We start from the raw sequence: 23826 nt of genomic DNA, 5'->3' as shown, positions 1-23826 counted from the left end.
AGACAACCGGGTCGCGATCCGGCGGATCGTGGCGGCGCGGGTGTCAGGGCGAGGCGGCCACCGGGGCGGAATCCTTGGGTTGATCGCTCTTCTGCTGCGCGCTCAGCCAGCGCAGCGCGTCCGGCAGCACCGCCTGCCAGGTCTTGAAGTTGTGTCCGCCGGTGGGCAGCACCAGCGTGTCCACCTTCAGCGGCGCTTTGGCCAACCGCTGGAACTCCCTGGTCTCGGGCAGGTTGGGCTCGCCGCTCTCGCTGCTGGTGAGCAGCAGGCTGACCGGCGGCATCGGCATGTTCCTCAGCCGCCACATCAGGTCGTTCTGGTTGCGGTACGCCTTGCTGCCGCCGTACAGGTCGCCGGTGTCGCCGTCCATCGGCGCGCCGTAGTCGGCGGACAGTGCGACGCCCGCGCCGATCCGGTCCGAGTTGAGCATGGCCAGCTTGGCGGCGCAGTAGCCGCCGGTGGAGTCGCCGAGCATGGCCCAGCCGCGCGCTCCGGGCGCGACCCGGTAGGCCTGGCTGATCGCCTCGGGCAGGTCCTGGCTGAAGAACATGCCCACCTGCGGTCCGCCGGGCACGTCGGTGCACTCGGTGTCGCGGTTGGCGCCGGCGCTCGGTCTCATCATCACGTAGATGGTGGGCTGGACCCGACCCGCGGCTATCTCGTTCGCGGCGAACTTGGGCAGTTCCAGACGGGTGACCAGGTTGCGCTCGTTGCCGGGGTAGCCGGTGAGCACGACCACGACGGGGAAGCGCCGGTCCTTGTACTGGGCCTGGAAGTACTGCGGCGGCAGGTACACCAGCGCCGGGGAGCCCATGCCGCTGCGCCGGCCGGCCACGTCGACCTGCATGATCTGCCCCGCGGCCTGCGGGTTCTTGCCCTGCGGGACGTCGATCGTCTCGGTCCCGTTCTCCTTGACCAGTTTGGGCACGTCGCCGGGGCCGGCGGCGCCGAAGTTCACGACGGGCTTGCCGGTGTGCCCGAGCAGGTCGTCCCAGGTCGTGTAGAAGACGAAGTAGCGGTTGCCGATCACCGCCACGGTGGCCATCAGCAACACCTGCGTGCTCAGCAGGATGCCGATCCGTCCCAGGATCGGCAGCACCCCCTGGCGGGACAACTTGGGCCAGAAGAACACGGCGGCGGCGGCTGCCGCGAACGCGACGACGCCGAGCAGGATTATCAGTTTGAGGCTGGTGAGGCCCACAGCGGCGTCCTCGGTCTGTCGATCATGGTCAGGGCACGCCCTAAAGACGCGGCCGGCCCGGGGTTCGGTTGCGTGGGCGGGGCACACTCCGGCCGGTCCGGCGGGAGCGCCCGAAACAGGGTGACATGCGGGAAAGATCCACTCCAAGCCGAGGCGCGCCGATCGATCCGGGTCGAATCGAGGGTCCGGACGGGAATCGGGACCGTCGTGGGCGCCTTGTACTTTCATTGGACAACCATCTTTGGACAACCCTGTCGGACTGCCCCGTTCGCGGCGGCCGGATTCCCGTGAAAGTGAGCCCCGTGGCGGACAAGGTCGTGCTGCGACAAGGACTGCGCGTACTCGGCGTGGCGATCCGCGAGGAACCCAGGATCTTCGCCGCCGCGGTGGGTGCGAGCGCGGTGTACGGCGTGATGACCGTCGGCTCGGCGCTGGTGCTCGGCCGGGTCACCGACGACGTGATCATCCCGGCCTTCCGGGACGGTCGGACCACGGCCGGCGCGCTGGTCGGCGCGTTCGCGGCGGTGTTCGGGATCGCGCTGCTCAAGGCGTTCGGGGTGATCGGCCGCCGGTTGTGGGCGGGCGTGATGCAGTACCGCCTTCAGGCCACCTACCGGCGCCGGGTCACCCGGCAGTACCTGCGTCTGCCGCTCGCGTGGCACCACCGCCACCCCACCGGGACGCTGCTGTCCAACGCGAACGCCGACGTCGAGGCGGCCTGGAACCCGGTCGCGCCGCTGCCGATGGCCACCGGCGTGGTGGTGATGTTGTTCGTCGCGGCGATCTCGATGGTGCTCACCGACTGGGCGCTCGCGCTGGTCGGCTTCGTGATCTTCCCGGCGATCGCCGTGCTCAACGTGATCTACCAGCGCAAGCAGGGTCCGCTGGCGATGCGCGCGCAGGAGTTGCGCGCCGACGTCGCCGAGATCGCGCACGAAAGCTTCGACGGTGCGCTGGTGGTCAAGACGCTGGGTCGGGAGACCGAGGAGACCACCCGCTTCGCCGCCGCCTCGCGCGAGTTGGCCGACGCGAACATCGCGGTGGGCCGGGTCCGGGCCCTGTTCGACCCGATGTTGGAGGCGCTGCCGAGCTTCGGTGTGCTGCTGGTGCTCGTGGTCGGCACGGTGCGGGTCTCGCACGGGAACCTGGCTCCCGGTGATCTGGTGCAGGTGGCCTACCTGTTCACCCTGTTGGCCTTCCCGGTCCGGGCGATCGGCTGGCTGCTGGGCGACATGCCGCGCTCGGTGGTCGGTTTCGACCGGGTCAAGGGGGTGCTGGACGCGGAGGGCGAGCACGCCTACGGCACGATCGCGGGCGGCAACTCCGCGGCCGGTCCGGCCCGTCTGGAGGCCCGCGCGGTGCGCTTCGGCTACACCGACGACACCGACGTGCTGCACGACGTGGCCTTCGACGTCGAGCCCGGGCGCACCATCGCGATCGTCGGGCCGACCGGCTCCGGCAAGTCCACGCTGGTGTCGCTGCTGGTGCGCCTGGTCGATCCGCTCGACGGCGGGGTCCTGCTGGACGGCACCGACCTGCGCGACTATCGGCGCGGCGGGGTCGCGGCCACCGCCGCGCTGGTCCCGCAGCAGGCGTTCCTGTTCGACGACAGCGTGCGCGACAACATCACCCTGGGTCTGGACCTGGACGACGCGGCGGTGCACGAGGCGCTGCGGATCGCCCAGGCCGACTTCGTGACCGCGCTGCCCGAGGGCCTGGACACCCAGGTGGGCGAACGCGGGACCACGCTCTCCGGTGGGCAGCGCCAGCGGATCGCGCTGGCCCGGGCGCTGGTGCGCCGGCCGCGCCTGCTGGTCCTGGACGACGCGACCTCGGCCGTGGACCCGCGGGTGGAGGCGGCCATCCTGCACGGGCTGCGCGACGCGGGACCGGCGACCGTGGTCGTGGTCGCCTACCGCAAGGCCACCATCGCGCTCGCCGACGAGGTGATCTACGTCGAGGCCGGCCGGGTGCTCGATCGCGGCCCGCATCACGAGCTGTTGGACCGCTCGGTGGGCTACCGCCGGCTGGTCAACGCCTACGAGCGGGCCGCGCGCGAGGGCGTGGACGAGGACATCGACATCGACGTCAGCGAGGCCGAGGAGGCCACGGCTTCATGAGTATCGCCACCGTCGTGCGCAAGGCGCCCGAGCCGAACCAAAAACCCGGGTCGCGCATCGGCGCCGACCCCGACTCCGTCGGGCCCGCCGAGTCCGGCCTCGCCGTGCTGCGCCGCGGCCTGCGCATGACCCCGGAGTTCACCGAGGGCCTGATCGTCACGCTGCTGCTCGCCGTGGTCGGCACGGCCGGGCGGATCGTGGTGCCGCTGGCCGTGCAGCAGACCATCGACCGCGGGCTGCGCGCCGACGCCGGTCCCGACCTGACCGTGGTGCGCACGATGGCCGCGGTCGCGGCACTCGCGGTGGTGGTCACCGCGGTGTCCGCGTACGCGATGAACGTGCGCCTGTACCGCACCAGCGAGCGCGGCCTGTCCACCCTGCGGGTGGCCGCGTTCCGGCACATCCACGACCTGTCCACGCTGCACCAGCAGTCCGAGAAGCGTGGCTCGCTGGTCTCGCGGGTGACCGGCGACGTGGACACGATCAGCCGGTTCATCCAGTTCGGCGGTCTGTTGCTGATCGTCAGCGTCGGGCAGATCGCGCTGGTGACGGTGCTGATGTTCGTCTACTCGTGGCAGCTCACGCTGTTGGTGTGGGTGTGCTTCGCGCCGCTGTACTTCTTCATGCGGGCGGTGCAAAAGCGCATCGCCGCGGCCTACTCGCACGTACGGGTGGCCATGGGCCGGATGCTCGGCGCCATCGCGGAGCCGGTCGTGGGCGCCGCGATCGTGCGTGCGCACGGCATCGAGGAGCGCACCGCGCATCGCATCGACGAGTCGGTGAACGCGCACCGGGACGCGCAGACCCGCGCCCAGCTGTTCGTCGCGCTGACCTTCCCGATGGGCGAGTTCGTGGTCGGCCTGGCCAACGGGCTCGTGGTCGTGGTGGGCGTGTGGTTGGGCATCGACGGGCAGCTCAGCGTCGGCGAACTGGTCGCCTTCCTGTTCCTGGTCACGCTGTTCGTGGGCCCGGTACAGATGGGCGTGGAGATCCTCAACGAGGCGCAGAACGCGCTCGCGGGTTGGCGTCGGGTGCTGGAGGTGCTGGACGCGGAGCCGGACATCGCCGACCCGGGCGAGGCGGGCGAGGTGCTCCCGCGCGGCCCGGTCGAGGTCGCGTTCGACCACGTCTCGTACGGCTATCCCGGCGGGCCGCGGATCCTGCACGACGTGGACGTGACGCTCGCGCCCAGGACCCGGGTCGCGGTGGTCGGCGAGACCGGTTCGGGCAAGACCACGTTCGCCAAGCTGCTGACCCGGCTGGTCGATCCGGACGAGGGCCGGGTGCTCCTGGACGGCGTCGAACTGCCCCGGGTGCGCTTCTCGTCGCTGCGTGCCCGGGTGGTGATGGTGCCGCAGGAGGGCTTCCTGTTCGACGCCACGCTGCGCGAGAACGTGCGGTACGGCCGGCCGGACGCGGACGACGCGGCCATTCGCACCGCGTTCACCGATCTGGGCCTGGCCGACTGGCTGGCCGGGCTGGCCGCGGGCCTGGACACTCCGGTGGGGCAGCGCGGCGAGTCGTTGTCGGCGGGCGAGCGGCAGTTGGTCGCGCTGGTGCGGGCCTACATTGCCGACCCGGACCTGCTGGTCCTGGACGAGGCGACGTCGGCCGTCGACCCGGCCACCGAGGTGCGGATCGGGCGGGCCCTGGACGGGCTGACCCGGGGCCGCACCGCGGTGTTCATCGCGCACCGGATGTCCACCGCCGAATCGGCCGACGAGGTGCTCGTGTTCGACGCCGGAAAGCTGGTCGAGCGCGGCCCGCACACCCGCCTGGTCGCGGCCGGCGGGATCTATGCGCGGCTGCATGCCTCGTGGATGGCGCAGCAGAAGACGGCCCCTCGCTGAACCGACCCGCGGCCGGTCGTCCTCGAACGCCGGACGGGCCGATTCCGGCTCGTCCGACGTTCGAGGACGTTTCCCGTACCGGTCGCTATTTCAGCGGTGCCGTCAGCTTCTTGGTCTCGTCCGTGTAGGAGACCAGGCACTGGACCTCGCGGTCGCCGCCGCTCCAGCCGGATTCCTTCGGATAGATGTACAACCAGGTCAGCTCGTCGGCCTGCGGTTGCCGAGCGATCACCGGCTCGGCGATCGGCTTGCACACCGCGGACGCCTTCGTGTCCATCTCCGCGTCGCCGGGCCAGGTGCCGTCCGGCAGCGCGACGTTCTTGACGTGCTGGCCGTCGTGCGGGCTCGTGCACGCGACCTTGTTCACGTCCGTGCTGCCCGTGACGAACGCGATGCAGTCGCCCGGGCTGAGCGGGACCTTCTTGACCGCGACGCTGCCGTTGGAGTTGGTGGCCACCGGAGTTCCGGGAGGCTCCGTGCTCGGCGGCTCGGTGGAGGGCGGCTCCGGCGAGTCCGTGGTCGGCTCCGGGACGGTCGGCGGTGCGCTGGTGGTGGACTCGGCCGTGGTGTCCGCCGGGCCCGCCTTGTCGTCCTTCTTGTCGTCCCCGCCCAGGCTCAGCACCAGGGCGATCACGCCGCCTGCGATGACCAGGGCGACGACCACCACGATCGCGACCACACGTCCGCTCCCGCGGCCGCCGGACGGGCCGCCGGGGCCGCCCGGGCCGTAGGGAGGAGGGCCGCCGTAGGGCGGACCACCGCCGTACGGCGGGCCGCCGCCTCCGTACGGCGGGCCGCCGATCGTCGGGCCGTCGTAGGGCGGGTTCGCCGGGGGTGGCCCTGCGGCCGGTGGGCCCGCGGGTCCGCCGGGATAGCCCCCGGCTCCTCCGCCGTACCCTCCCCCGCCGTAGCCGCCGCCTTGATTACCGCCGGGATATCCGCCGGGAGTGCTCATCGGATCGATCCCTCCCCCAAGGGCCGAGCGCCCGGGTCAGCGCAGTGGCTTGGTGAGTGTCTGCCCCGACTTGTACTTCGCGATGCAGGTCACCTTGCGGCGGCCGATGTCCCACCCCGGCTGCTTGGGGTAGGTGTAGGTGAAGGTGAACTGCGAGGCGTCGGACCGTCCGCCGACCGCCGTATTCATCGCCGGGGTGCACTTCGACTCGGTCTGATCCGTGATCGAGGCCTCACCCGGGTAGGTGCTGCCGCTCAGCTCGAAGGTCATGATGACCTCGCCGTTGTGCGTGCTGGTGCAGGACTTCTTGTCGATGGTGCCCGAGGTGGTGTCCAGGGTGACGCAGTCGCCCTTGGACAGGTCCACGTACTGCACCTCGGAGGGCAGGTCCGGGTCCGCCGTGCCGGACGCGGTGGTCCGGGGCGTGGTCGGACGCGAGGTGGTCGGGCGCGTGGTGGGCGGCGCACTCGCGCTCGCACTGCTCGACGGCGAGGAACTCGCCGAGCCGGTCGCGCTGTTCGTGGGAGAGGCGGTCTTGTCCTTCTTGTCGTCGCCGCCCAGCACCACCACCAGCGTGGCGATGATGCCGCCGACCACGACGATCGCGGCGATCACCACGGCGATCAGCGGGCCCTTGCCGGAGCCGCCCTGGTTGGGCCCCGGCGGCATGCCGCCGCCGTAGCCTCCGCCGCCGTAGTTGCCGGGATACTGCGGTCCGCCGCCGGCCCCCGGGTATTGCGGGGAGCCGCCGTACGGGCTCTGCGGCGGCGGATACTGCCCACCGCCCTGCGGATACTGCTGGCCGCCCTGCGGGTACTGCTGCCCCGGGTACGGCTGATTGCTCGGATAACCCTGGCCTGGCTGCTGTCCATAGCCGGGGTAGCCACCCTGTCCGGGTGATGGCGGCGTCGTCATGTGCCTAGCCTGCCTGATCGGGTGAAGCCACCGCTCGACCGGGCCCAACTACTTGACTCCGAGTCAGATGATCGTTGTGGGACCGGAATCCTTCCGTGACCCGATTTCACCTCCACCGGCCGGGGACCGCCGGCGAAACGGTCCGCTCACCACGGCCACGAGCACCCCCACGAGCATCGCGCCGGCGCCCGCGGCGAACACCGTCGAGGGTCCGTGGGCCGAGGCGACGAGGCCGCCGACGGGGTACAACAGCGGGATCAGGCCGACCCCGACCAGCATCTGGATCGCGGTGACCCGGCCCAGCGCGCCGGGTGCGCAGGCGGTCTGCACGAGGGCGTTCCCGGAGCCGCCGACCACGCCGGTGGCGATGCCCAGCACCGCCGCGCAGGCCACCCCGACCCCGATCCGGGACGCGTAGCCCAGGCCGACCAGGCTCGTGGCCATCACCGACATGCCCACCGGCAGCAGGAGTCCGGGACGCGGCACCCGGCCGGCAACGGTCAGTCCCAGGGCGCCGATCGCCGCGCCGATCCCCCACGCGCCCAGCACCAGGCCCATCCCGCCCGGCCCCCAGCCCGCGTCGTCGGCGAGCAGCACGATGCCGATGTTCATCGGGATGGCGAAGCCCGCCTCCATCAGCGCGGTGACCACCAACAGCGGGCGCAACACTGGATGCCGAGCCACGTAGCGCAGGCCCTCCCACAGGCCCGACTCGGGCTCCTCGACGCCCGTTTCGGCCTCCGGAAGGGGCCCCGGGCGAAGTCGCCACAGCAGCACGAGGGAGAGCGCGAACAGGGCCGCGTCGAGCAGGAAGGCCGACTCGGCGTCGCCCCATGCCAGCGCCGCACCGCCGATCGGCGCGGACACCACCGTGGCCACCCGCTGGGACACCGAGCGCATCCCCTGCACCCGGACCAGTTGGGTGCGCGTGGTCAGCCGCACCGGCAACGCGCCGACGGCGGGCATGAACAACGCGTCCACCGCGCCGAACACCAGCGCGATCGCCACCAGCAGCCAGATCGCCGGACTGCTCGCCGCGACCGCGAGCGCGGCCACCAGCATCACCACGCAGCGCACCAGGTCGCTGCCGATCACCACCCGGCGCGGTCCGTACCGGTCCACGATCGCACCGCCCGGCAACATCAGCAGGGCCCGCGGCAGCGACCCGGCGGCCAGCACCAGACCGGCCTGCGTGGCGTCGCCGCTGCGCACCGCGGTCCACGACAGCGCGAGGAACCAGACCTGATCACCGATCAGGGACGCGGTGTAGGCGCCGAGCCAGGCCAGTACGCGCGGGTCGCGATGGGCGAGCCGCGCGGGCGCGGCGGCGGTGCTCGTGACGGCCATGGTCGTCCCCGTTCCGATGACGTGATCTGCGTGTGCTGCGCCTGGTGCACGCGAACCGTGCGGTCGTGGTGCGCGGGAGGTGCCGGCGGCTCCGGGTCCCTCACATGCGGAACGGGAAGCCGCGGTAGTAGATCTCCACGTGCTCGGCGCCGGGGCTCTCCCGGTTCCGGTAGCCGTCCACGAGTTCCCCGATGGCGCCCGCCAGTTCGCGCAGTTCGGCGGCGGTCAGCCGGAGCGTGGGTGCGCCGCTGAAGGCCGCTCCCGACCACTCCGCGCCCCAGGACTCCATCTCGTCCAGGAAGCGCCGGTAGCGGTCCTCGGACTGCGAACCCAGCACCCGAGCGATGCTCGCGGAGAGGTCCCGGCCGACCCGGTCCTCGGCGAAGTCGCCCAACGAGAAGGTGAGGTCCTCGACCACCTTCCACCAGCGCTCGCGCCCGTCCTCGGCGTGCTCGGGGTCCTCGACCACGAAGCCGTGTCCGGCCAGCGTGCGCACGTGGTAGCTGACCAGCGCCGGGGTCGCGTCGACCCGCTTGGCCAGCATCGACGCGGTGGCCGGACCGCCGGCGTGCAGCATCCGCAACACCGTGATCCGCAGCGGGTGGGTGAACACCTTGAGCGTCTGTACGTCCCTGATCATCCGGCGCACCGGCGGCTGCTCGCTCATGGCCTCATCCTAGATTCGAAAATATGCTTTCGCAATAAGTCTTTCGCAAGAAGGCCTTCGCATTCGCCGACGAAAAAGCCGACCGCGGGTGCGGTCGGCTTCCTCGGGCAAGCGCTCGGGCGCGGGCACTCAGCGGATCGGCTGCCCCGCCGCCCGCAACACGTCCTTGACCTGCGGAATCCGCAACATCCCGAAGTGGAACACGCTGGCCGCGAGCACCGCGTCCGCACCCGCCTCCACGGCCGGCACGAAGTGTTCCGGCGCACCCGCGCCGCCGGAGGCGATCACCGGGATGCCCACCTCGGCCCGGACCAGTCGGATCAGCTCCAGGTCGTAGCCGTCCTTGGTGCCGTCCGCGTCCATCGAGTTGAGCAGGATCTCGCCCGCACCCAGCTCGGCCGCCCTCGCGGCCCACTCGACCGCGTCGATGCCGGTGCCGGTGCGCCCGCCGTGCGTGGTCACCTCGAAGCCCGAAGTGCCGTCCCGGCGGCGGCGCGCGTCCACCGAGAGCACCAGCACCTGCGATCCGAACCGGTCCGCGATCTCGGCGATCAGCTCGGGGCGCTGGATGGCCGCGGTGTTCACGCCCACCTTGTCCGCGCCCGCGCGCAGCAGCTTGTCCACGTCCTCGACCGCGCGCACCCCGCCGCCGACGGTGAGCGGGATGAACACCTGCTCGGCGGTGCGCCGCACCACGTCGTAGGTGGTCTCGCGGTTGCCCGAGGACGCGGTGATGTCGAGGAAGACCAGTTCGTCCGCGCCCTCGGCGTCGTACACCCGGGCCATCTCGACCGGGTCGCCCGCGTCCCGCAGGTTCTGGAAGTTGACGCCCTTGACCACCCGGCCGGCGTCCACGTCCAGACAGGGGATCACCCGTACGGCCAGGGTCACGAGGTCCTCCCCCGGTACGCGTCGACCTCGACCTCGACCAGCATCCGCGAGTCGATCAGGCCGGCCACCACGACCATCGTCGCGGCGGGTGGGGATTCGGCGAACAACTCGCCGTGCGCGCGGCCCACGTCGTCCGCGTCGCGGGCGTGCGTGATGAACATCCGGGTGCGCACCACGTCCGCCGGGCCCAGCCCGAAGTGCTCCAGCGCGTCCAACGCGATCCGGAACGCCGCGAGTGTCTGGTGGTGCGGGTCGCCCTCGTGCGCGAGGTTGCCCTCGACGATCGCGGTACAGCCCGACACGTGTACGTATTCGCCGACCGCGACGGCGCGCGAGTAGCCGAAGGACTCCTCCCACCGCCCGCCCGACGAATATCGCTCGATGTTGCCCGAGTTGTCGCTTCCCGTCACCGGGACACCGCCTCCAACGCCTCTTCGAGGGTGAACGCCTGGGCGTACAGCGCCTTGCCGACGATCGAGCCTTCCACACCCAGCGGCACCAGTTCGGCGATGGCACGCAGATCCGCCAGCGAGGAGACCCCGCCCGAGGCCACCACCGGGCGGTCCGTGGCCGCGCACACGTCCCGCAGCAGCTGCAGGTTCGGGCCGGTCAGCGTGCCGTCCTTGTTCACGTCGGTGACCACGTAGCGCGCGCAGCCGTCCGCGTCCAGGCGGGCCAGCGTCTCGAACAGCTCGCCGCCCTCGCGGGTCCAGCCGCGCCCGGCCAGCGTGGTGCCGCGCACGTCCAGGCCGACCGCGATCCGGTCCCCGTACCGGGCGATCGCCGAGCGCACCCAGTCCGGCGACTCCAGCGCCGCGGTGCCCAGGTTGACCCGCCGGCAGCCGGTGGACAGCGCCGCCTCCAGCGAGGCGTCGTCGCGGATGCCGCCGGACAGCTCGACCCGGACGTCGAGCCGGCCGACCACGTCGGCGAGCAGTTCGCGGTTGCTGCCCTTGCCGAACGCGGCGTCCAGGTCGACCAGGTGGATCCACTCGGCGCCGGCGCTCTGCCAGGCCAGCGCGGCGGCCAGCGGGTCGCCGTAGGAGGTTTCCGACCCGGCCTCGCCCTTGACCAGGCGCACGGCCTGGCCGTCGGCGACGTCGACGGCGGGCAGCAGTTCGAGGCGGTGGGTCTGCGTCATGGCGGTTGCGATCCTCAACTGTTCGTAACGGACGGTGCGTTCACGGGCGCGACGGAACGTGGCGGGTGGGGCCGGGAGGCGGGACCGCCCGGGCGCGGCTACAGGGTCGCGAGCCAGTTGCGCAGCAGTTGCGCGCCGGCCTCGCCGGACTTCTCCGGGTGGAACTGGGTGGCACTGAGTGCGCCGTTCTCGACGGCGGCCACGAACGGCGTGCCGTGCGTGCTCCAGGTGACGTCCGGCGGAATGTGCGGGCCGTCCTGGACCACCGGCATCTCCCACGTGCGCACCGCGTAGGAGTGCACGAAGTAGTACCGCGTGTCGGCGTCGGCGCCCTCGAACAGCACGCTGGTCGCCGGTGCCTCGACGGTGTTCCAGCCCATGTGCGGCACCACCGGCGCGGCCAGCCGCTCGACCGTGCCGGGCCACTGCGCGCAGCCCTCGGTGGCCACGCCGTGCTCGACGCCGCGCGCGAACAGGATCTGCATCCCGACGCAGATGCCCAGCACCGGCCGGCCGCCGGCGAGCCGCTTGTCCACGATGGTGTCGCCGCGGACCGCCTTGAGGCCCTCCATGCACGCGGCGAACGCGCCGACGCCGGGCACCAGGAGTCCGTCGGCGTTCAGCGCGGCCTTGTGGTCGGCGCTGATCTCGACGTCGGCGCCGGCGTGCGCGAGCGCCCGCTCGGCCGAGCGCACGTTCCCGAAGCCGTAGTCGAGGACGATGACCTTCTTGGGCACGTGCCTATCCGATCTTCAGGACGCCGGCCGCGATCGAGAAGAACGCGCCGACGGCGAGCAGGGCGATCACACTCTTGGGCAGTCCCTGCTTGACGAACGAGATGCACCCGCCGACCAGGAAGAGCCCGAACACGATCAGGACCATCGCCCCGGTGCTCACAGCGCGCCCTTGGTGGAGGGGATCACGCCGGCCCGGCGCGGGTCGAGCACGCACGCGTCGGACAGCGCCCGGGCCAGCGCCTTGAACTGGGCCTCCACGATGTGGTGCGCGTTGCGCCCGTAGGGCACGTGCACGTGCAGGCAGATCTGCGCCTGGGCGACGAACGACTCCAGGATGTGCCGGGTCATCGTGGTGTCGTAGTCCGGACCGATCATCGGCGCGATACCGGCCGGCTCCGAGTGCACCAGGTACGGCCGACCGGACAGGTCGACGGTGACCTGCGCGAGCGCCTCGTCCAGCGGCACGGACGCGTCCGCGAACCGGCGGATGCCCTTCTTGTCGCCGAGCGCCTGGCGAAACGCGGCACCGAGCGCGAGCGCGGTGTCCTCGATCGTGTGGTGCGCGTCGATGTGCAGGTCGCCGCGGGTCTTGACGGTCAGGTCGAACAGGCCGTGCTTGCCGAGCTGGTCGAGCATGTGGTCGAAGAAGCCGACGCCGGTCGCGACGTCGACCTTCCCCGAGCCGTCGAGGTCGATCCCGACCTCGACGGAGGTTTCCTTCGTCGCGCGTTCGACGCGACCGGTTCTTGCCATGACGGTGATTCCGACTTTCTCTCAGTCCTTCAGGACGTGACGCATCGCATCCAGGAAGGCCGTGTTCTCGGCGTCCGTGCCGGCGGTCACGCGCAGCATGCCGGGGACCCCGTTGTCGCGGACCAGGACCCCGTGTTCGAGAATCCTCGCCCAGACCGCGTGCGGGTCCTCGAACCGGCCGAACTGCACGAAGTTGGCGTCCGAGTCGGTCACCTCGCAGCCCAGCGCGCGCAGTTCGACGACCAGCCGGTCGCGCTGCCCCTTGAGCTCGCGGACGTAGCCGAGCAGGGTGTCCTCGAACTCCAGACAAGCCAGCGCGGTGGCCTGGTTGACCGCCGACAGGTGGTAGGGCAGGCGCACCAGCTGGACCGCGTCCACCACGGCCGCGTCCGCCGCCAGGTAGCCCAGCCGCAGCCCGGCCGCCCCGAACGCCTTGGACATCGTGCGGGTGATCACCAGATGCGGCCGGCCGACGAGCAGCGGCAGCAGCGAGTCGGTGTGCGCGAACTCGACGTACGCCTCGTCCACGACCACCAGCGACGGCCGGGCGGCCTGCGCGGCGTCGTAGACCCGCTCGACCACCTCGCGGGCCAGCGCGGTGCCGGTCGGGTTGTTCGGCGAGCACAGGAAGACCACGTTGGGCCGGTGCTCGGCGATCCGCGCCAGCGCCTCGTCGAGGTCGATCCGGTAGTCCCCGTCCCGCATGCCGGAGATCCACCCGGTACCGGTGCCGCGCGCGATCAGCGCGTGCATGGAATAGGACGGGTCGAAGCCCAGCGCGGTGCGTCCCGGGCCACCGAACGCCTGGAGCAGTTGCTGGAGCACCTCGTTGGAGCCGTTGGCCGCCCACACCCGGTCCGCGGTCAGCGGGTGGCCGCCGGTCCGGGAGAGGTATCCGGCGAGCGCGGTGCGCAGCTCGACCGCGTCCCGGTCCGGGTAGCGGTTCAGGTCGCGCGCGGCGACGGCGACCCGCTCGGCGATCCGGGCCACCAGGGCGTCCGGGAGCGGATACGGGTTCTCGTTCGTGTTCAGCCGGACCGGGACGTTCAACTGCGGTGCGCCGTACGGCGACTGACCGCGCAGTTCGTCCCGGATCGGCAGGCTGTCCAGGTCGGTCATCGGCCCTCCTCCCAGGCGGCGAGACCGGCCAGCTCGCCCGTCCCGAACCGGGCCCGCACCGCCTCGCCGTGCGCGGGCAGGTCCTCCGCGTCGGCGAGCACGCTCACGTGCTCGGCGACGTCGGCCAGCGCCGCGCGCGAGTAGTCCACGACGTGGATGCCGCGCAGGAAGGACTGCACGGACAGGCCCGAGGAGTGGCATGCGCAACCGCCGGTGGGCAGCACGTGGTTGGACCCGGCGCAGTAGTCGCCGAGCGAGACCGGCGCGAACGCGCCGACGAAGATCGCGCCCGCGTTGTGCACGCGCGCGGCGACCCCGGCCGCATCCGCGGTCTGGATCTCCAGGTGCTCGGCGCCGTACGCGTCCACCACTCGCAGGCCGTCGTCCACCGAGTCGACCAGCACGATGCCGGACTGCCGGCCGGCCAGCGCCTCGGTGACCCGCTCGCGGTGCCGGGTGGCGTCCACCCGACGCTTGAGCTCCGCGACCACCGCGTCGGCCAGCGCCTCCGAGTCGGTGACCAGGATCGACGCGGCCAGCGTGTCGTGCTCGGCCTGGCTGATCAGGTCGGCCGCGACGTGCCCGGCGTCCGCGGTGGCGTCGGCGAGCACGGCGATCTCGGTCGGGCCGGCCTCGGCGTCGATCCCGATCCGGCCCTTGAGCAGCCGCTTGGCGGCGGCGACGTAGATGTTGCCGGGACCGGTGACCAGGCGCACCGGCGCACACGAGCCCGCGCCGTACGCGAACATCGCGACCGCCTGGGCGCCGCCGACCGCGTACACCTCGTCCACCCCGAGCAGCGCGCACGCGGCCAGGATGGTCGGGTGCGGCAGCCCGCCGAAGTCGGCCTGCGGCGGCGAGGCGATCGCCATCGAGGCGACGCCGGCCTCCTGCGCGGGGACCACGTTCATGATCACCGAGGACGGGTAGACGGCCTTGCCGCCCGGTACGTACAGCCCGACCCGCTCGACCGGGACCCACCGCTCGGTGACCGTGCCGCCCGGCACGACCTGCACGGTGACGTCGCGCCTGCGCTGCTCGCGGTGCACGAGCCGGGCCCGGTGGATGGACTCCTCCAGGGCCGCGCGCACCTTGGGCGCGAGGGTGTCCAGCGCCGCGGCGATCGCCTCGGTGGGCACCCGGATGTCGGTCAGTCGCACACCGTCGAAGCGCTCGGTGATCTCGATCAGCGCCTCGACGCCGCGATGACGCACGTCCTCGCAGATCGGGCGCACCTTCTCCAGGGCCGCCTCGACGTCGAGTTCGGCTCGGGGCAACACGTCGCGCAGTGCGGCGGGGCTGTCCAGGACAGCCCGCGAGGCGGGACCGCGCAGGTCGATACGGGAGATCACCTGCCCCAGTGTAGAGACGGCCCGGACGAAGCCGTCCCTGTGTGTCGGACAGTGAGACACGCGATCATGGGCGGGACGAAACAGCCTTCCAGTGTCGGGGGACCACGGATGAGCACACCGCCGGGGCATCTGAGCGCGACCGAGATACGCGTGTGGGAGGCGTATCGGCGGGGCGAACGACTGGATCTGGGCACGGGCGTGCCGGCGGACGACGATCCGCGTCTGGGCGCGGCCTGGGGGCCGGACCGCACGGTCCGGGCCCAGGTGCTCGCGCAGGTGCTGCTCCAGCCGCCGGAGGCCGAACCCGGGCACAGCACCGCGCTGCGGATCACCGGGGCCCGGATCGTGGGCGCGCTGGAGTTGGGCGGCGCGCGCCTGGACGTCTACCTCTCGATGATCGGCTGCCGCTTCGAGGACCCGATCGTGCTGAACGTGGCCTCCACCCGGACGATCAACCTGCGCGACTGCGTGCTCGCCGCGCTGCACGGACGCAACATGCGGGTGGACGGCGACCTGGTGTTGCGGCACTGCGAGGTGGCGGGCGGCGTGCGGATCCTGGACTCGCGGGTGGACAACGACCTGCGGATGGACGACTGCGTGATCGGGCCGGACCCGCGCGGCGGCGCGTTGCACGCCAACGGTCTCCAGGTGGGCGCGGACGCGTCGCTGGACAACACCGTCTTCGCCGGGCAGGTGAGCCTGTACGGCGGTCGATTCGGCGGTCGGGTGACCCTGTACGGCTCGACGGTGGAGCGCCCGGGGCAGTTGGCCATGGATCTCGGCCGGATCACGATCGAGCACTCGCTGCACCTGAGTGTGGGATTCACCGCGACCGGCTCGATCCGGATGAACGACGCCCGCGTGGGCGGCGGCATCGTGCTCAGCCGGGCGCTGGTGTGTGCGAACCCGGGCGAGCAGTTGACCATGTGGCGGGTGGTCGCGGACGGCCTGCACATGGCGCTGTCCCGGCCCCCGTGCGGGCGGATCGTGCTGGCCAACGCGACGATCGGCACCTTGACCGACGCGCCGGACACCTGGCCCGCGCCCGGTGACCTGGTGCTGGCCGGGACCCGGTACACGGTGCTGCGCTCCGAGGTGGCGGTGAGCGTGCGCCGGCGGATCGACTGGGTCGAGCGCGGCACCCCGGAGTACACCCCGCAGCCCTACGACCAACTCGCCGGCGCCTACCGCGCGGCCGGCGAGGACGAGCACGCCCGCTCCGTGCTGCTCGCCAAGCAGCGGCGCCGGCGCGCCGGGCTGGGCCCGGCGGGTCGGCTGTGGGGCCACGTGCAGGACGCGGCGATCGGCTACGGCTACCGCCCGGCGCGGGCCCTGGGCTGGTTGGTCGCGCTGGTCGCGGTCGGCACGGCGGTGTTCGCGGCCGACCCGCCCGCACCGCTGAAGGCCGGCGAGGCGCCGCACTGGAATCCGTTCTGGTACACCCTGGACCTGTTGCTGCCGGTGGTGACGCTCGGTCAGGACAGCGCGTGGAAGCCGACCGGGGTGGGCCAGTGGCTCGCCTACACGCTGATCCTGCTCGGCTGGGTGCTCGCCGGTGCCGCCGCCGCGGGCGCCGGTCGGGTGCTCAACCGCGCTTGAGATCAATGGTCGACGCGGTCCGGCGGTCAGGCCCTACTCTTGGTCACCGTGACCGACCGGCTTCCGCTCTTCCCGCTCAACTCGGTGCTCTACCCGGGTCTGGTGCTGCCCCTGCACATCTTCGAGGAGCGGTACCGCACGCTGGTCCGGGACCTGGAGGTGCTGCCCCAGGCGGAGCAGCGGTTCGGCGTGGTCGCGCTGCGCACCGGCCGCGAGGTCGGCGACATCCAGGGCGATCCGCTGGAGATCCTGCATCCGGTGGGCTGTACCGCCGAGATCGCCACGATCAAGACGCACGAGGACGGCCGCTACGACCTGGTGGCCACCGGGGCGACCCGGTTCCGGCTGGTGTCCGTGGACGACTCGGGTCCCTACCTGTACGCCGAGGTGGAATACCTGGAGGACCCGCCCGGCGAGCGGGCCGACGTGCTCGGCCTGGCCGCGACCCGGGCGTTCGCCGAGTATCAGCGCCGGTTGCTCTCGGCCCAGCAGCGCACCCCGATGAGCCTGCCCGAGCTGCCCGACGACCCGGTGGTGCTGTCCTATCTGGTGGCCGCCGCGGTGGTGCTGGACCCGCACGACAAGCAGCGGCTCCTGGAGGCCGAGGACGCCACCGTGCGGCTGACCGCGGAGGTCGAGCTGCTGCGTCGGGAGGCGGCGCTGCTGGACCATCTGCCGTCGCTGCCCGCCGTCGAACTGCTGCGGCAGAGCATCGAACCCAACTGACCAGCGATCGAGGGGCCGCCGAGATGGCGAAGAGCAGGGCCAAGGGTGGGCAGGGCACGCCGGCGACGGTCGCACTGACCCGCGCGGGGATCACGTACACGGTGCACGCGTACACCCACGACCCGGACGCGGCGTCCTACGGCGAGGAGGCCGTCACGGTGCTCGGTGTCCCGGCCGAGCGGGTGTTCAAGACGCTGCTGGCGGACGTGGACGGCACGCTGACGGTCGCGGTGGTCCCGGTGGCGGGCCGACTCGACCTGAAGGCCCTCGCGGCGGCGGTCGGCGGCAAGCGCGCGGCAATGGCCGACCCCGCGGCGGCCGAACGGGCCACCGGCTACGTACTGGGCGGAATCAGCCCCCTGGGCCAAAAGCGCCGGCACCCCACGGTCGTCGACGAATCCGCCCGCACCCACCCGACGATCTACATCTCCGCCGGCCGCCGCGGCCTCGAAATCGAACTAGCCCCCACCGACCTGATCCACCAAACCCAAGCCACCACAGCACCCCTCAGCCGAACCTGACCCCCACCCAGCCGAACCCCTCAGCCCGTGCGGCGCTTGAGCACACCCAGCCCCGCCGGCGTTTGAGGCGAACCCAGCCCGACCGACACCCGAGGCCGGCCAAAACCCTCAGCCCGGCCGGCGCTTGAGGCCAACCCAGCCCGACCGGCACCCGAAGTCAGCCAAAACCCCTCAGCCCGTGCGGCGCCTGAGCACACCCAGCCCCGCCGGCGTTTGAGGCGAACCCAGCCCGACCGACACCCAAGGTCAGCCAAAACCCTCAGCCCGGCCGGCGCTTGAGGCCAACCCAGCCCGACCGACACCCAAGGTCAGCCAAAACCCTCAGCCCGGCCGGCGCTTGAGGCCACTCAGCCCGTGCGGCGCCTGAGCACACCCAGCCCCGCCGGCGCTTGAGGCGAACCCAGCCCGTGCGGCGCCTGAAGCACACCAGCCCGGCCGGCGCTTGAGGCCAACCCAGCCCCGCCCAACCGAGTGCGTCACCCCTCCTCCCGCCCCCGCTTCGTCAAATCGACCGGAGGAGAAGCCGGTTGCTGCTGCGCCCACGGCAACTCTTGCCCCGGCTGCCACCCATACGGCCCCGCCGTCGACTCCTTGTCCGCCGGAGCGAACCCCGCGGACAGACCGAGGAAGATCACCATCGACGCGATCGGCCACAACAACAGCACGCCCTTGGCCTTGAGATCGAGCGGCTGGTCGAACCGCTTGCCCAGCCCGATCCGCTTCACCTGCTCCATGATCCCGTCCGGGCCCAACCGCACGCCGATCTTGAACGCCAGGTACGACCCGGCCAGCCCGCCGACCGTCAGCGCGAGCGCCGTCGCCACTCCCTGGCGGCGAAAGCGCCAGAACGCCGGAGGTGCGAGCACGATGCCCGCAACCACACCGCACACCGCGAACCAGCCGTCCAGCGCGATCGAGGTCTCGGTCTCGGGCGAGGTCTGGAAGACCCCCTCCTTCGTCGCGAGCAGCGGTACGCGCGGCGTCACCTGCTCCCAGACCACGCCCACGATCGCGCCCACGACCAGGCACGCCGCAACCACGACGGCGAAGGCCACCACGTCGGTGCGGTAGCGCTGCCACAGCGTGGGAGGCGCGTCGGGCCCGGGCGCGAAGCCCACATGCGCGCCCTCGGGCGACGGGTAGGGGTCGAAATCCCCGGCAGACGTCATCTGGTCAGCGTCCCATGTGCGAATCGAGCCGGCGGCGTGACCCCGCGCGGCGGTGTGTCCGGTGGTCGAGGAAAACTTCCGGTCGTCGAGGCAAGACCTCCGGTCGTCCACGCAGGACCTCCGGTGGTCGAGGCAAGGCAGGGGTCCGAGACAAGGCAGCGGTCCGAGACAGGGCAGGGTCCGAGACAAGGCAGCGGTCCGAGACAAAGGCACGACACAAGCCGTGCGACTACGCCCGGGTGCTGCGCCGGAAGGACCACGTGGCCAGCGAGAGCATCACCACGCCGACCCCCGCGCAGACCGCGAGGTTGCCCCCCACCGCCGCCCAGTCGGGATCGCCGTAGCTTGCGATGAACGCGTCCACCCCGTACGAGGACGGCAACAGGTCGCGGGCGAGCACGATCACCTCGGGCATCCGGTCCTCGGGCAGCACGCCGAGCAACAGGGCGGCCGACATGCCCAGTTGCCCCAGCAGGGTGGCCAGTTCGGGGCGCGGCGCGAGCAGGCCGAAGACCGCGCCGATGCCCGCCAGGGCCGCGCCGGACAGCGGTACGACCAGCAGCAGCACCCACAGGTTGGCCAGCGGCAGCTGGAACATCAGCGCGCCGATCACGGCCGTGGCGACCGTGCCGGGCAGGGTGAAGGACGCGTACGCGGCGGCCATGCCCAGCACCACCGCGGCCGGGCGGACCGGCAACGTCAGGTAGTAGTCGAGCGCGTTCGCCGCCCGCAGGTTGCCGAAGTGCTGGGCGAGCAGGTTGAGCGCGACGAAGGCGACCACGAGCACGCTGGACCCGGCCACCACCGCCTCGCGCGCGCTGTCGCTGCCGGTGTCCACCACGCCGCGCATCAGGATCATGATCCCGACCGACTGGAACACCGCGACGAACAGCAGCGGGACCCGGGAGACCCGCACCCGGGAGAGTTGCGCGCGGTACACGGTCAGCAGCCCGGCGCCCAGCGATGTGGCCGGCGCGGGTACAACCGCCTCGACCGGGCGCGCCGGCGCGGACTCGATGCTCACTGCACTCACTGGGTCGACACCCTCATCCCTTGACCAGTCCCTGGTGGCGCCCGCCGAGCGCGAGGTAGACGTCCTCCAGGCTCGGCGTGGACAGCGTGAAGTCGTCGAGCGCCTCGAACGCGGGCCCGGAGGTGACGCCGGCGAGCAGTTCGCGGGCCACTCCCGGTTCCATCCGGGTGCTCCAGCGCCGGCCGGTGCGCACCGCGGTCTGCGCGAGCATGCTCACCGCCGGGTCGTCCATCGGCGGGTCGGCCCGCCAGACCAGGTCCAGCCGGACCTCGTCGCCGACCATGGCCTTGAGTCCGCCGGGCGTGTCGCATGCGATCACCCGGCCCTCGTCGAGCACGGCGACCCGGTCCAGCACGGTCTCCGCCTCGATCACGTTGTGCGTCACCAGGAGCACGGTGGCGCCCTGCTCGGCCCGCCGGCGATCCACCGCGGCCCACACCGCGCGGCGCGCGACCGGGTCCATGCCGGTGGTCGGCTCGTCCAGGACCAGCACCGGGCGGGCGCCGACCAGTGCGGTGGCCACGCAGGCGAGCCGGCGCTGCCCGCCGGAGAGCTTCTTGAGTGGTCGGTCCGCGATCGCGCCCAGTTCGAGTTCGTCGAGCACCGCGTCCCGCTCCGCCCGGGCCCGGGCTGCGTCCAGCGCGCGCAGCCGGGCGGTGGTCTCGATCGCCAGCGCGACGGTCAACTCGTCCAGTGCGCCGGATTCCTGCCCGAGGTAGGCGACCAGGCGGGCGGCGATCTCGGGCCGGCGCACCAGGTCGTGGCCGAGCAGGTCGATCGTGCCGGTGTCCGGCCGGAGCAGGCCGGTGAGTTGGCGGACCAGGGTGGACTTGCCCGCGCCGTTGGGGCCGAGCAGGCCGAAGATCTCGCCTCGGCGCACGTCCAGGTCGATCGCGTCGTTCGCGGTCACCACGTGCCGATCCCGCCGACGCCCGGTGCGATACGTCCTGGTCAGTCCGCGCACCGTGAAGCACGGATCGGCCGCCGTGGGCTCGCCGGGGATGGTCACGCTCCGCTCGTCCGTTCCGGGCAGCTTGTACATCCGACCCCGCGCGTCGTCCTGAAGGTGGTGGAGATGGCGTTCGACCCGCGCCTCGCGCCAAGTGGCCGAGTGGGGTGACACACGACGGGACGACTCTACGCGGTCGCGTCGCCCGGCCGGCCGCCCGCCTCCTCGGCGAGCAGGACCCGGGCCCGCTGCCATTGCTCGCGCGGGATCACCGCACGCCAGTCGATCGCCCCGAACGCGGCCTCGCGCTCCGGGTCCAACCGCCGGGTGGCCCGGGCGGCGGCCACCTTGAGCAGGGCGAGCGGCCGGGTCGGCAGGCCCACCCGGGCACTCTCCCGCTTGAGGTTGGGCCACCACACGGTCGCCGCGTCGGTCAACTCGTTCTCCGCCGCGCCCAGTCGGTGGAACGCGGCGAGCCGGCCGATCGCGCGCGCGATCACCCACTGCACCAGTGCGGCGAGGCCGAAGAGCACGAGCAGCACGACGCCCGCCGGTGGGAACAGCAGGAGCAGCGGCACGCCCGTCACGAGCAGCAGGTACTTGAGCAGGAAGACGAACTCCAACCGGCCCAGCACCACCTTGCCCACCAGATAGCGGATCAGCAGGGCGGCCTGGCGTGGGGTCAACCGGGTGTCCAGGTCCGGGTCGAAGGCGGTCGCGCCCTGGTTGGCGGAACGTTCCGCCGCCGCCCGGGACGCGCTGCGGAAGCGCTGTCCGCGGCGCAGCGCGCCGAATCCGGCCTTGCCGATCCTGGTCCACTTGGACATCGCGCGTCCTCCGTACCGTCCGCTGCCTGACCCGCACGTTAGCGCCCCGTGCGGGCTGCGGTGCGCGGCCGGCGCGGACCGGACGCGTGGGTGGGCTCGTTCTGCTCGGGTACGGTACGGGTTTGACCACAAGCCCCCTAGGAGGCTCTCGACGTGGACGTGTGGCACATACTTCGCCCGTTGATCGTGCTCGTCTCGGTGATCGTCTTCACGGGTCTGGTGACCTGGGGAATGGCTCGCCTGGCCCGCGAAGTACAGACCCGCAAGCCGCTGACAGGACCCCTCTGGTCGATGATGCGGCGCGGACGCGCCTCGATCGTGGCCACGCTCGGCGCATCGGTTCTGTTGCTCGCCGAACCGGCCGCCGGCCTGCCCGAACGCAGCCGCGGGATGATCCGGCACATCCTGGTGCTCGCGGTGATCGCCGCCTGCGCGTGGCTGATAGTGCACGCGGTCACCCTGCTGGTGAACACCTCCTTCGAGCGTTACGCGGCGAACGCGACGGACACCGGCCGGGTGCGTCGGATCCAGACCCAGATCGCGCTGATCCGCCGGACCGCGGTGGCCATCGTCGGAATCATCACCTTCGCCGCGATGATCATGACCTTCCCGGGCATGAAGACCATCGGCACCAGCCTGTTGGCCTCCGCCGGTCTGCTCGGCGTGGTGGCCGGTCTGGCCGCGCAGAGCGCGCTGGCCAACCTGTTCGCGGGCCTGCAGATCGCGTTCAGCGACATGGTCCGGATCGGCGACTCGGTCGTGGTCAACGAGGAGATGGGCACGATCGAGGAGATCACCCTGACCTACCTGGTGGTCAACACGTGGGACCAGCGCCGGATCGTGATGCCGGTCTCCTACTTCACCTCCAGGCCGTTCGAGAACTGGTCGCGCACCGACACCCGGATGACCGGCACCGTCTTCCTGCACCTGGACCACTCGGCGCCGGTCGGCGAGCTGCGCGACGAACTGCACCGCATCCTCAAGGACACCGGCCTGTGGGACGGCCAGGGCTGGAGCCTGTACGTCACCGACACCACGCCGACCACGATCCTGGTCCGGGCCGTGGTGACCGCGCGCGACTCCGACGACCTGTGGACGCTGCGCTGCGAGGTGCGCGAGAAGCTGCTCGACTACCTGCGCTGCGAACACCCGTACGCCCTGCCCCGGATCGCCACCGCGCCCGCGCCGCTGGGCAACGAGGCGGTGGGTCCGTACAGCGGCAACGGGCGCTTCGCCAAGGCGCGCCCGGCTCCGCAGGTGCCCGCGCAGACCGGTCCGCGCAGGTACGTGGACCTGGCCAAGAAGCCTCAGTCGTTGGCCTCCGCGGCGGCCGCGGCCGAGTCGATCTCGCTGAGGAAGTCCGAGGCGATCGCCCAGGCCCGCGAGGCGGCCTCGCGGTCGTAGTCCGGCAGGTCCGGGTCGGTGAACAGGTGACCGGCGCCGTGGTAGCGGTGGATCTCCACGTCCGCCCCGGCCCGGCGCATCCCCAGGTACCACGTGCCGAGCCAGTCCTCGGTCTCGAACGGGTCCGGCTCGGCCACGTGCAACTGCACCGGCACCTCGGTCGCGGCGTCCTCGCGCAGGTCGGAGGTGCCGTGGAACATCAGCAGCCCGGCCGCGGCGGGGTCCGCGAACGCGGCGTTCTGGGCGATCGAGGCGCCGAGCGAGAAGCCCGCGTAGACCAGGCCCGGGCCGAGCCCGGCGGCGACCTTCACGGCGCGCCGGATCAGCTCGTCCGCGCCGATCTCGTCCTTGATCTCCATGCCCTCCTCGATCGACTCGGTGCCGCGCCCGTCGTACAGGTCGGGCACGGTCACCTCGTGCCCGTCCGCGCGCAGCCGCTCCGCTGCGGCGTGAACGGCGGGGCGCAGCCCGTAGGCGGAGTGGAAGAGCACGATGCGGGCCACGTGGGGGTCCTTCCGAGGACGGGATGCGACAGGGGATCGGACGGCCG

At 72.0% G+C, this 23826-nt stretch carries 24 protein-coding genes; 6 read left to right on the top strand and 18 right to left on the bottom strand.

The window, feature by feature from the left end; genetic code table 11:
• Positions 1 to 43: 43 nt before the first annotated feature.
• A complete protein-coding gene (locus ACIBM5_RS06300) occupies positions 44 to 1201 on the bottom strand; it encodes an alpha/beta hydrolase (RefSeq protein WP_396005655.1) in 1158 nt (385 codons plus the stop codon).
• Between the two features lie 302 nt (positions 1202 to 1503).
• Between ACIBM5_RS06300 and ACIBM5_RS06295 the strand changes: the two genes are divergently transcribed.
• Together ACIBM5_RS06295 and ACIBM5_RS06290 are read left to right on the top strand one after the other, a co-directional pair.
• A complete protein-coding gene (locus ACIBM5_RS06295) occupies positions 1504 to 3321 on the top strand; it encodes an ABC transporter ATP-binding protein (protein WP_396005653.1) in 1818 nt (605 codons plus the stop codon).
• The gene (locus ACIBM5_RS06290) at positions 3318 to 5171 is read left to right on the top strand and encodes an ABC transporter ATP-binding protein (RefSeq protein WP_396005652.1); all 1854 of its coding nucleotides are present in this window, start codon (positions 3318 to 3320) and stop codon (positions 5169 to 5171) included. The genes ACIBM5_RS06295 and ACIBM5_RS06290 overlap by 4 nt, the downstream gene beginning before the upstream one ends.
• Before the next feature lie 85 nt (positions 5172 to 5256).
• On the opposite strand, the gene ACIBM5_RS06285 is transcribed toward ACIBM5_RS06290, so the two are convergent.
• From ACIBM5_RS06285 to hisD, 12 genes are all read right to left on the bottom strand, one after another.
• A complete protein-coding gene (locus ACIBM5_RS06285) occupies positions 5257 to 5850 on the bottom strand; it encodes a septum formation family protein (protein ID WP_396005651.1) in 594 nt (197 codons plus the stop codon).
• 312 nt (positions 5851 to 6162) lie between these two features.
• The gene (locus ACIBM5_RS06280) at positions 6163 to 7041 is read right to left on the bottom strand and encodes a septum formation family protein (RefSeq protein WP_391582607.1); all 879 of its coding nucleotides are present in this window, start codon (positions 7039 to 7041) and stop codon (positions 6163 to 6165) included.
• A gap of 63 nt (positions 7042 to 7104) precedes the next feature.
• Complete coding sequence (locus ACIBM5_RS06275; RefSeq protein WP_396005650.1) at positions 7105 to 8388, bottom strand: MFS transporter; 1284 nt, start codon at positions 8386 to 8388, stop codon at positions 7105 to 7107.
• Positions 8389 to 8488: 100 nt separating this feature from the next.
• Positions 8489 to 9055, bottom strand: coding sequence for a helix-turn-helix domain-containing protein (locus tag ACIBM5_RS06270; protein ID WP_396005648.1), 567 nt, complete (start codon positions 9053 to 9055; stop codon positions 8489 to 8491).
• A 129-nt stretch (positions 9056 to 9184) separates the two neighbouring features.
• Entirely contained in the window at positions 9185 to 9946 is a 762-nt protein-coding gene (hisF, locus tag ACIBM5_RS06265; protein ID WP_396005647.1) for an imidazole glycerol phosphate synthase subunit HisF, read from the bottom strand.
• On the bottom strand, positions 9943 to 10356 hold the full coding sequence (locus ACIBM5_RS06260; RefSeq protein ID WP_391582611.1) for a RidA family protein: 414 nt from the start codon (positions 10354 to 10356) through the stop codon (positions 9943 to 9945). Before ACIBM5_RS06260 ends, hisF begins: the two co-directional genes overlap by 4 nt.
• Entirely contained in the window at positions 10353 to 11087 is a 735-nt protein-coding gene (gene priA / locus ACIBM5_RS06255) for a bifunctional 1-(5-phosphoribosyl)-5-((5-phosphoribosylamino)methylideneamino)imidazole-4-carboxamide isomerase/phosphoribosylanthranilate isomerase PriA (protein ID WP_391582612.1), read from the bottom strand. Before priA ends, ACIBM5_RS06260 begins: the two co-directional genes overlap by 4 nt.
• 98 nt (positions 11088 to 11185) lie before the next feature.
• Entirely contained in the window at positions 11186 to 11824 is a 639-nt protein-coding gene (gene hisH / locus ACIBM5_RS06250; RefSeq protein ID WP_391582613.1) for an imidazole glycerol phosphate synthase subunit HisH, read from the bottom strand.
• A gap of 4 nt (positions 11825 to 11828) precedes the next feature.
• Positions 11829 to 11984, bottom strand: coding sequence for a hypothetical protein (locus ACIBM5_RS06245; RefSeq protein WP_170222315.1), 156 nt, complete (start codon positions 11982 to 11984; stop codon positions 11829 to 11831).
• Positions 11981 to 12577 carry an imidazoleglycerol-phosphate dehydratase HisB gene (gene hisB / locus ACIBM5_RS06240; RefSeq protein WP_396005645.1) on the bottom strand — a complete coding sequence of 199 codons (597 nt, stop codon included), beginning with the start codon at positions 12575 to 12577 and terminating at the stop codon, positions 11981 to 11983. The genes ACIBM5_RS06245 and hisB overlap by 4 nt, the downstream gene beginning before the upstream one ends.
• 21 nt (positions 12578 to 12598) lie before the next feature.
• Positions 12599 to 13696 (bottom strand): histidinol-phosphate transaminase, encoded by a 1098-nt coding sequence (locus ACIBM5_RS06235; protein WP_396005644.1) that lies wholly within the window; start codon positions 13694 to 13696, stop codon positions 12599 to 12601.
• Positions 13693 to 15048, bottom strand: a complete 1356-nt coding sequence (hisD, locus tag ACIBM5_RS06230; RefSeq protein ID WP_396005643.1) for a histidinol dehydrogenase — start codon at positions 15046 to 15048, stop codon at positions 13693 to 13695. Before hisD ends, ACIBM5_RS06235 begins: the two co-directional genes overlap by 4 nt.
• 108 nt (positions 15049 to 15156) lie before the next feature.
• On the opposite strand from hisD, the gene ACIBM5_RS06225 reads away from it, so the two are divergent.
• The 3 genes from ACIBM5_RS06225 to ybaK are packed head-to-tail and all read left to right on the top strand — an operon-like array spanning position 15157 to position 17894.
• Positions 15157 to 16647 carry an oxidoreductase gene (locus tag ACIBM5_RS06225; RefSeq protein ID WP_396005641.1) on the top strand — a complete coding sequence of 497 codons (1491 nt, stop codon included), beginning with the start codon at positions 15157 to 15159 and terminating at the stop codon, positions 16645 to 16647.
• Positions 16648 to 16686: 39 nt separating this feature from the next.
• A complete protein-coding gene (locus ACIBM5_RS06220; protein ID WP_396005640.1) occupies positions 16687 to 17373 on the top strand; it encodes an LON peptidase substrate-binding domain-containing protein in 687 nt (228 codons plus the stop codon).
• 23 nt (positions 17374 to 17396) lie between these two features.
• Entirely contained in the window at positions 17397 to 17894 is a 498-nt protein-coding gene (gene ybaK, locus ACIBM5_RS06215) for a Cys-tRNA(Pro) deacylase (RefSeq protein WP_396005638.1), read from the top strand.
• A 476-nt stretch (positions 17895 to 18370) separates the two neighbouring features.
• On the opposite strand, the gene ACIBM5_RS06210 is transcribed toward ybaK, so the two are convergent.
• The 4 genes from ACIBM5_RS06210 to ACIBM5_RS06195 all read right to left on the bottom strand — a co-directional run bounded on the left by ACIBM5_RS06210 (position 18371) and on the right by ACIBM5_RS06195 (position 21872).
• On the bottom strand, positions 18371 to 19063 hold the full coding sequence (locus tag ACIBM5_RS06210) for a hypothetical protein (RefSeq protein WP_396005637.1): 693 nt from the start codon (positions 19061 to 19063) through the stop codon (positions 18371 to 18373).
• A 229-nt stretch (positions 19064 to 19292) separates the two neighbouring features.
• On the bottom strand, positions 19293 to 20096 hold the full coding sequence (locus ACIBM5_RS06205; RefSeq protein WP_391582621.1) for an ABC transporter permease: 804 nt from the start codon (positions 20094 to 20096) through the stop codon (positions 19293 to 19295).
• Between the two features lie 13 nt (positions 20097 to 20109).
• Positions 20110 to 21060, bottom strand: coding sequence for an ABC transporter ATP-binding protein (locus ACIBM5_RS06200; RefSeq protein ID WP_391583066.1), 951 nt, complete (start codon positions 21058 to 21060; stop codon positions 20110 to 20112).
• Positions 21061 to 21233: 173 nt separating this feature from the next.
• Positions 21234 to 21872 (bottom strand): hypothetical protein, encoded by a 639-nt coding sequence (locus ACIBM5_RS06195; RefSeq protein ID WP_396005635.1) that lies wholly within the window; start codon positions 21870 to 21872, stop codon positions 21234 to 21236.
• Between the two features lie 159 nt (positions 21873 to 22031).
• Between ACIBM5_RS06195 and ACIBM5_RS06190 the strand changes: the two genes are divergently transcribed.
• The gene (locus ACIBM5_RS06190) at positions 22032 to 23276 is read left to right on the top strand and encodes a mechanosensitive ion channel family protein (RefSeq protein WP_391583067.1); all 1245 of its coding nucleotides are present in this window, start codon (positions 22032 to 22034) and stop codon (positions 23274 to 23276) included.
• On the opposite strand, the gene ACIBM5_RS06185 is transcribed toward ACIBM5_RS06190, so the two are convergent.
• Positions 23180 to 23779: a dienelactone hydrolase family protein gene (locus ACIBM5_RS06185; RefSeq protein WP_396005634.1), complete on the bottom strand. Its 600-nt coding sequence runs from the start codon at positions 23777 to 23779 to the stop codon at positions 23180 to 23182. The two genes, ACIBM5_RS06190 and ACIBM5_RS06185, sit on opposite strands and share 97 nt — an antisense overlap.
• Positions 23780 to 23826: the final 47 nt, after the last annotated feature.

Origin of the sequence: Embleya sp. NPDC050493 (assembly GCF_044458105.1) — a bacterium.
Lineage (GTDB): Bacteria > Actinomycetota > Actinomycetes > Streptomycetales > Streptomycetaceae > Embleya.
Note: the sequence above shows the minus strand (reverse complement) of the source record. Positions and strands in the feature narration are given on the sequence as shown.

Bases quoted from the DNA above. Each gene is read 5' to 3' on its own strand.
- ACIBM5_RS06290 (WP_396005652.1), top strand. From the start codon at position 3,318: ATGAGTATCGCCACCGTCGTGCGCAAGGCGCCCGAGCCGAACCAAAAA.
- ACIBM5_RS06280 (WP_391582607.1), bottom strand. From the start codon at position 7,041: ATGACGACGCCGCCATCACCCGGACAGGGTGGCTACCCCGGCTATGGA.
- ACIBM5_RS06275 (WP_396005650.1), bottom strand. From the start codon at position 8,388: ATGGCCGTCACGAGCACCGCCGCCGCGCCCGCGCGGCTCGCCCATCGC.
- ACIBM5_RS06270 (WP_396005648.1), bottom strand. From the start codon at position 9,055: ATGAGCGAGCAGCCGCCGGTGCGCCGGATGATCAGGGACGTACAGACG.
- priA (WP_391582612.1), bottom strand. From the start codon at position 11,087: ATGACGCAGACCCACCGCCTCGAACTGCTGCCCGCCGTCGACGTCGCC.
- hisB (WP_396005645.1), bottom strand. From the start codon at position 12,577: ATGGCAAGAACCGGTCGCGTCGAACGCGCGACGAAGGAAACCTCCGTC.
- ACIBM5_RS06235 (WP_396005644.1), bottom strand. From the start codon at position 13,696: ATGACCGACCTGGACAGCCTGCCGATCCGGGACGAACTGCGCGGTCAG.
- ACIBM5_RS06225 (WP_396005641.1), top strand. From the start codon at position 15,157: ATGAGCACACCGCCGGGGCATCTGAGCGCGACCGAGATACGCGTGTGG.
- ybaK (WP_396005638.1), top strand. From the start codon at position 17,397: ATGGCGAAGAGCAGGGCCAAGGGTGGGCAGGGCACGCCGGCGACGGTC.
- ACIBM5_RS06210 (WP_396005637.1), bottom strand. From the start codon at position 19,063: ATGACGTCTGCCGGGGATTTCGACCCCTACCCGTCGCCCGAGGGCGCG.
- ACIBM5_RS06195 (WP_396005635.1), bottom strand. From the start codon at position 21,872: ATGTCCAAGTGGACCAGGATCGGCAAGGCCGGATTCGGCGCGCTGCGC.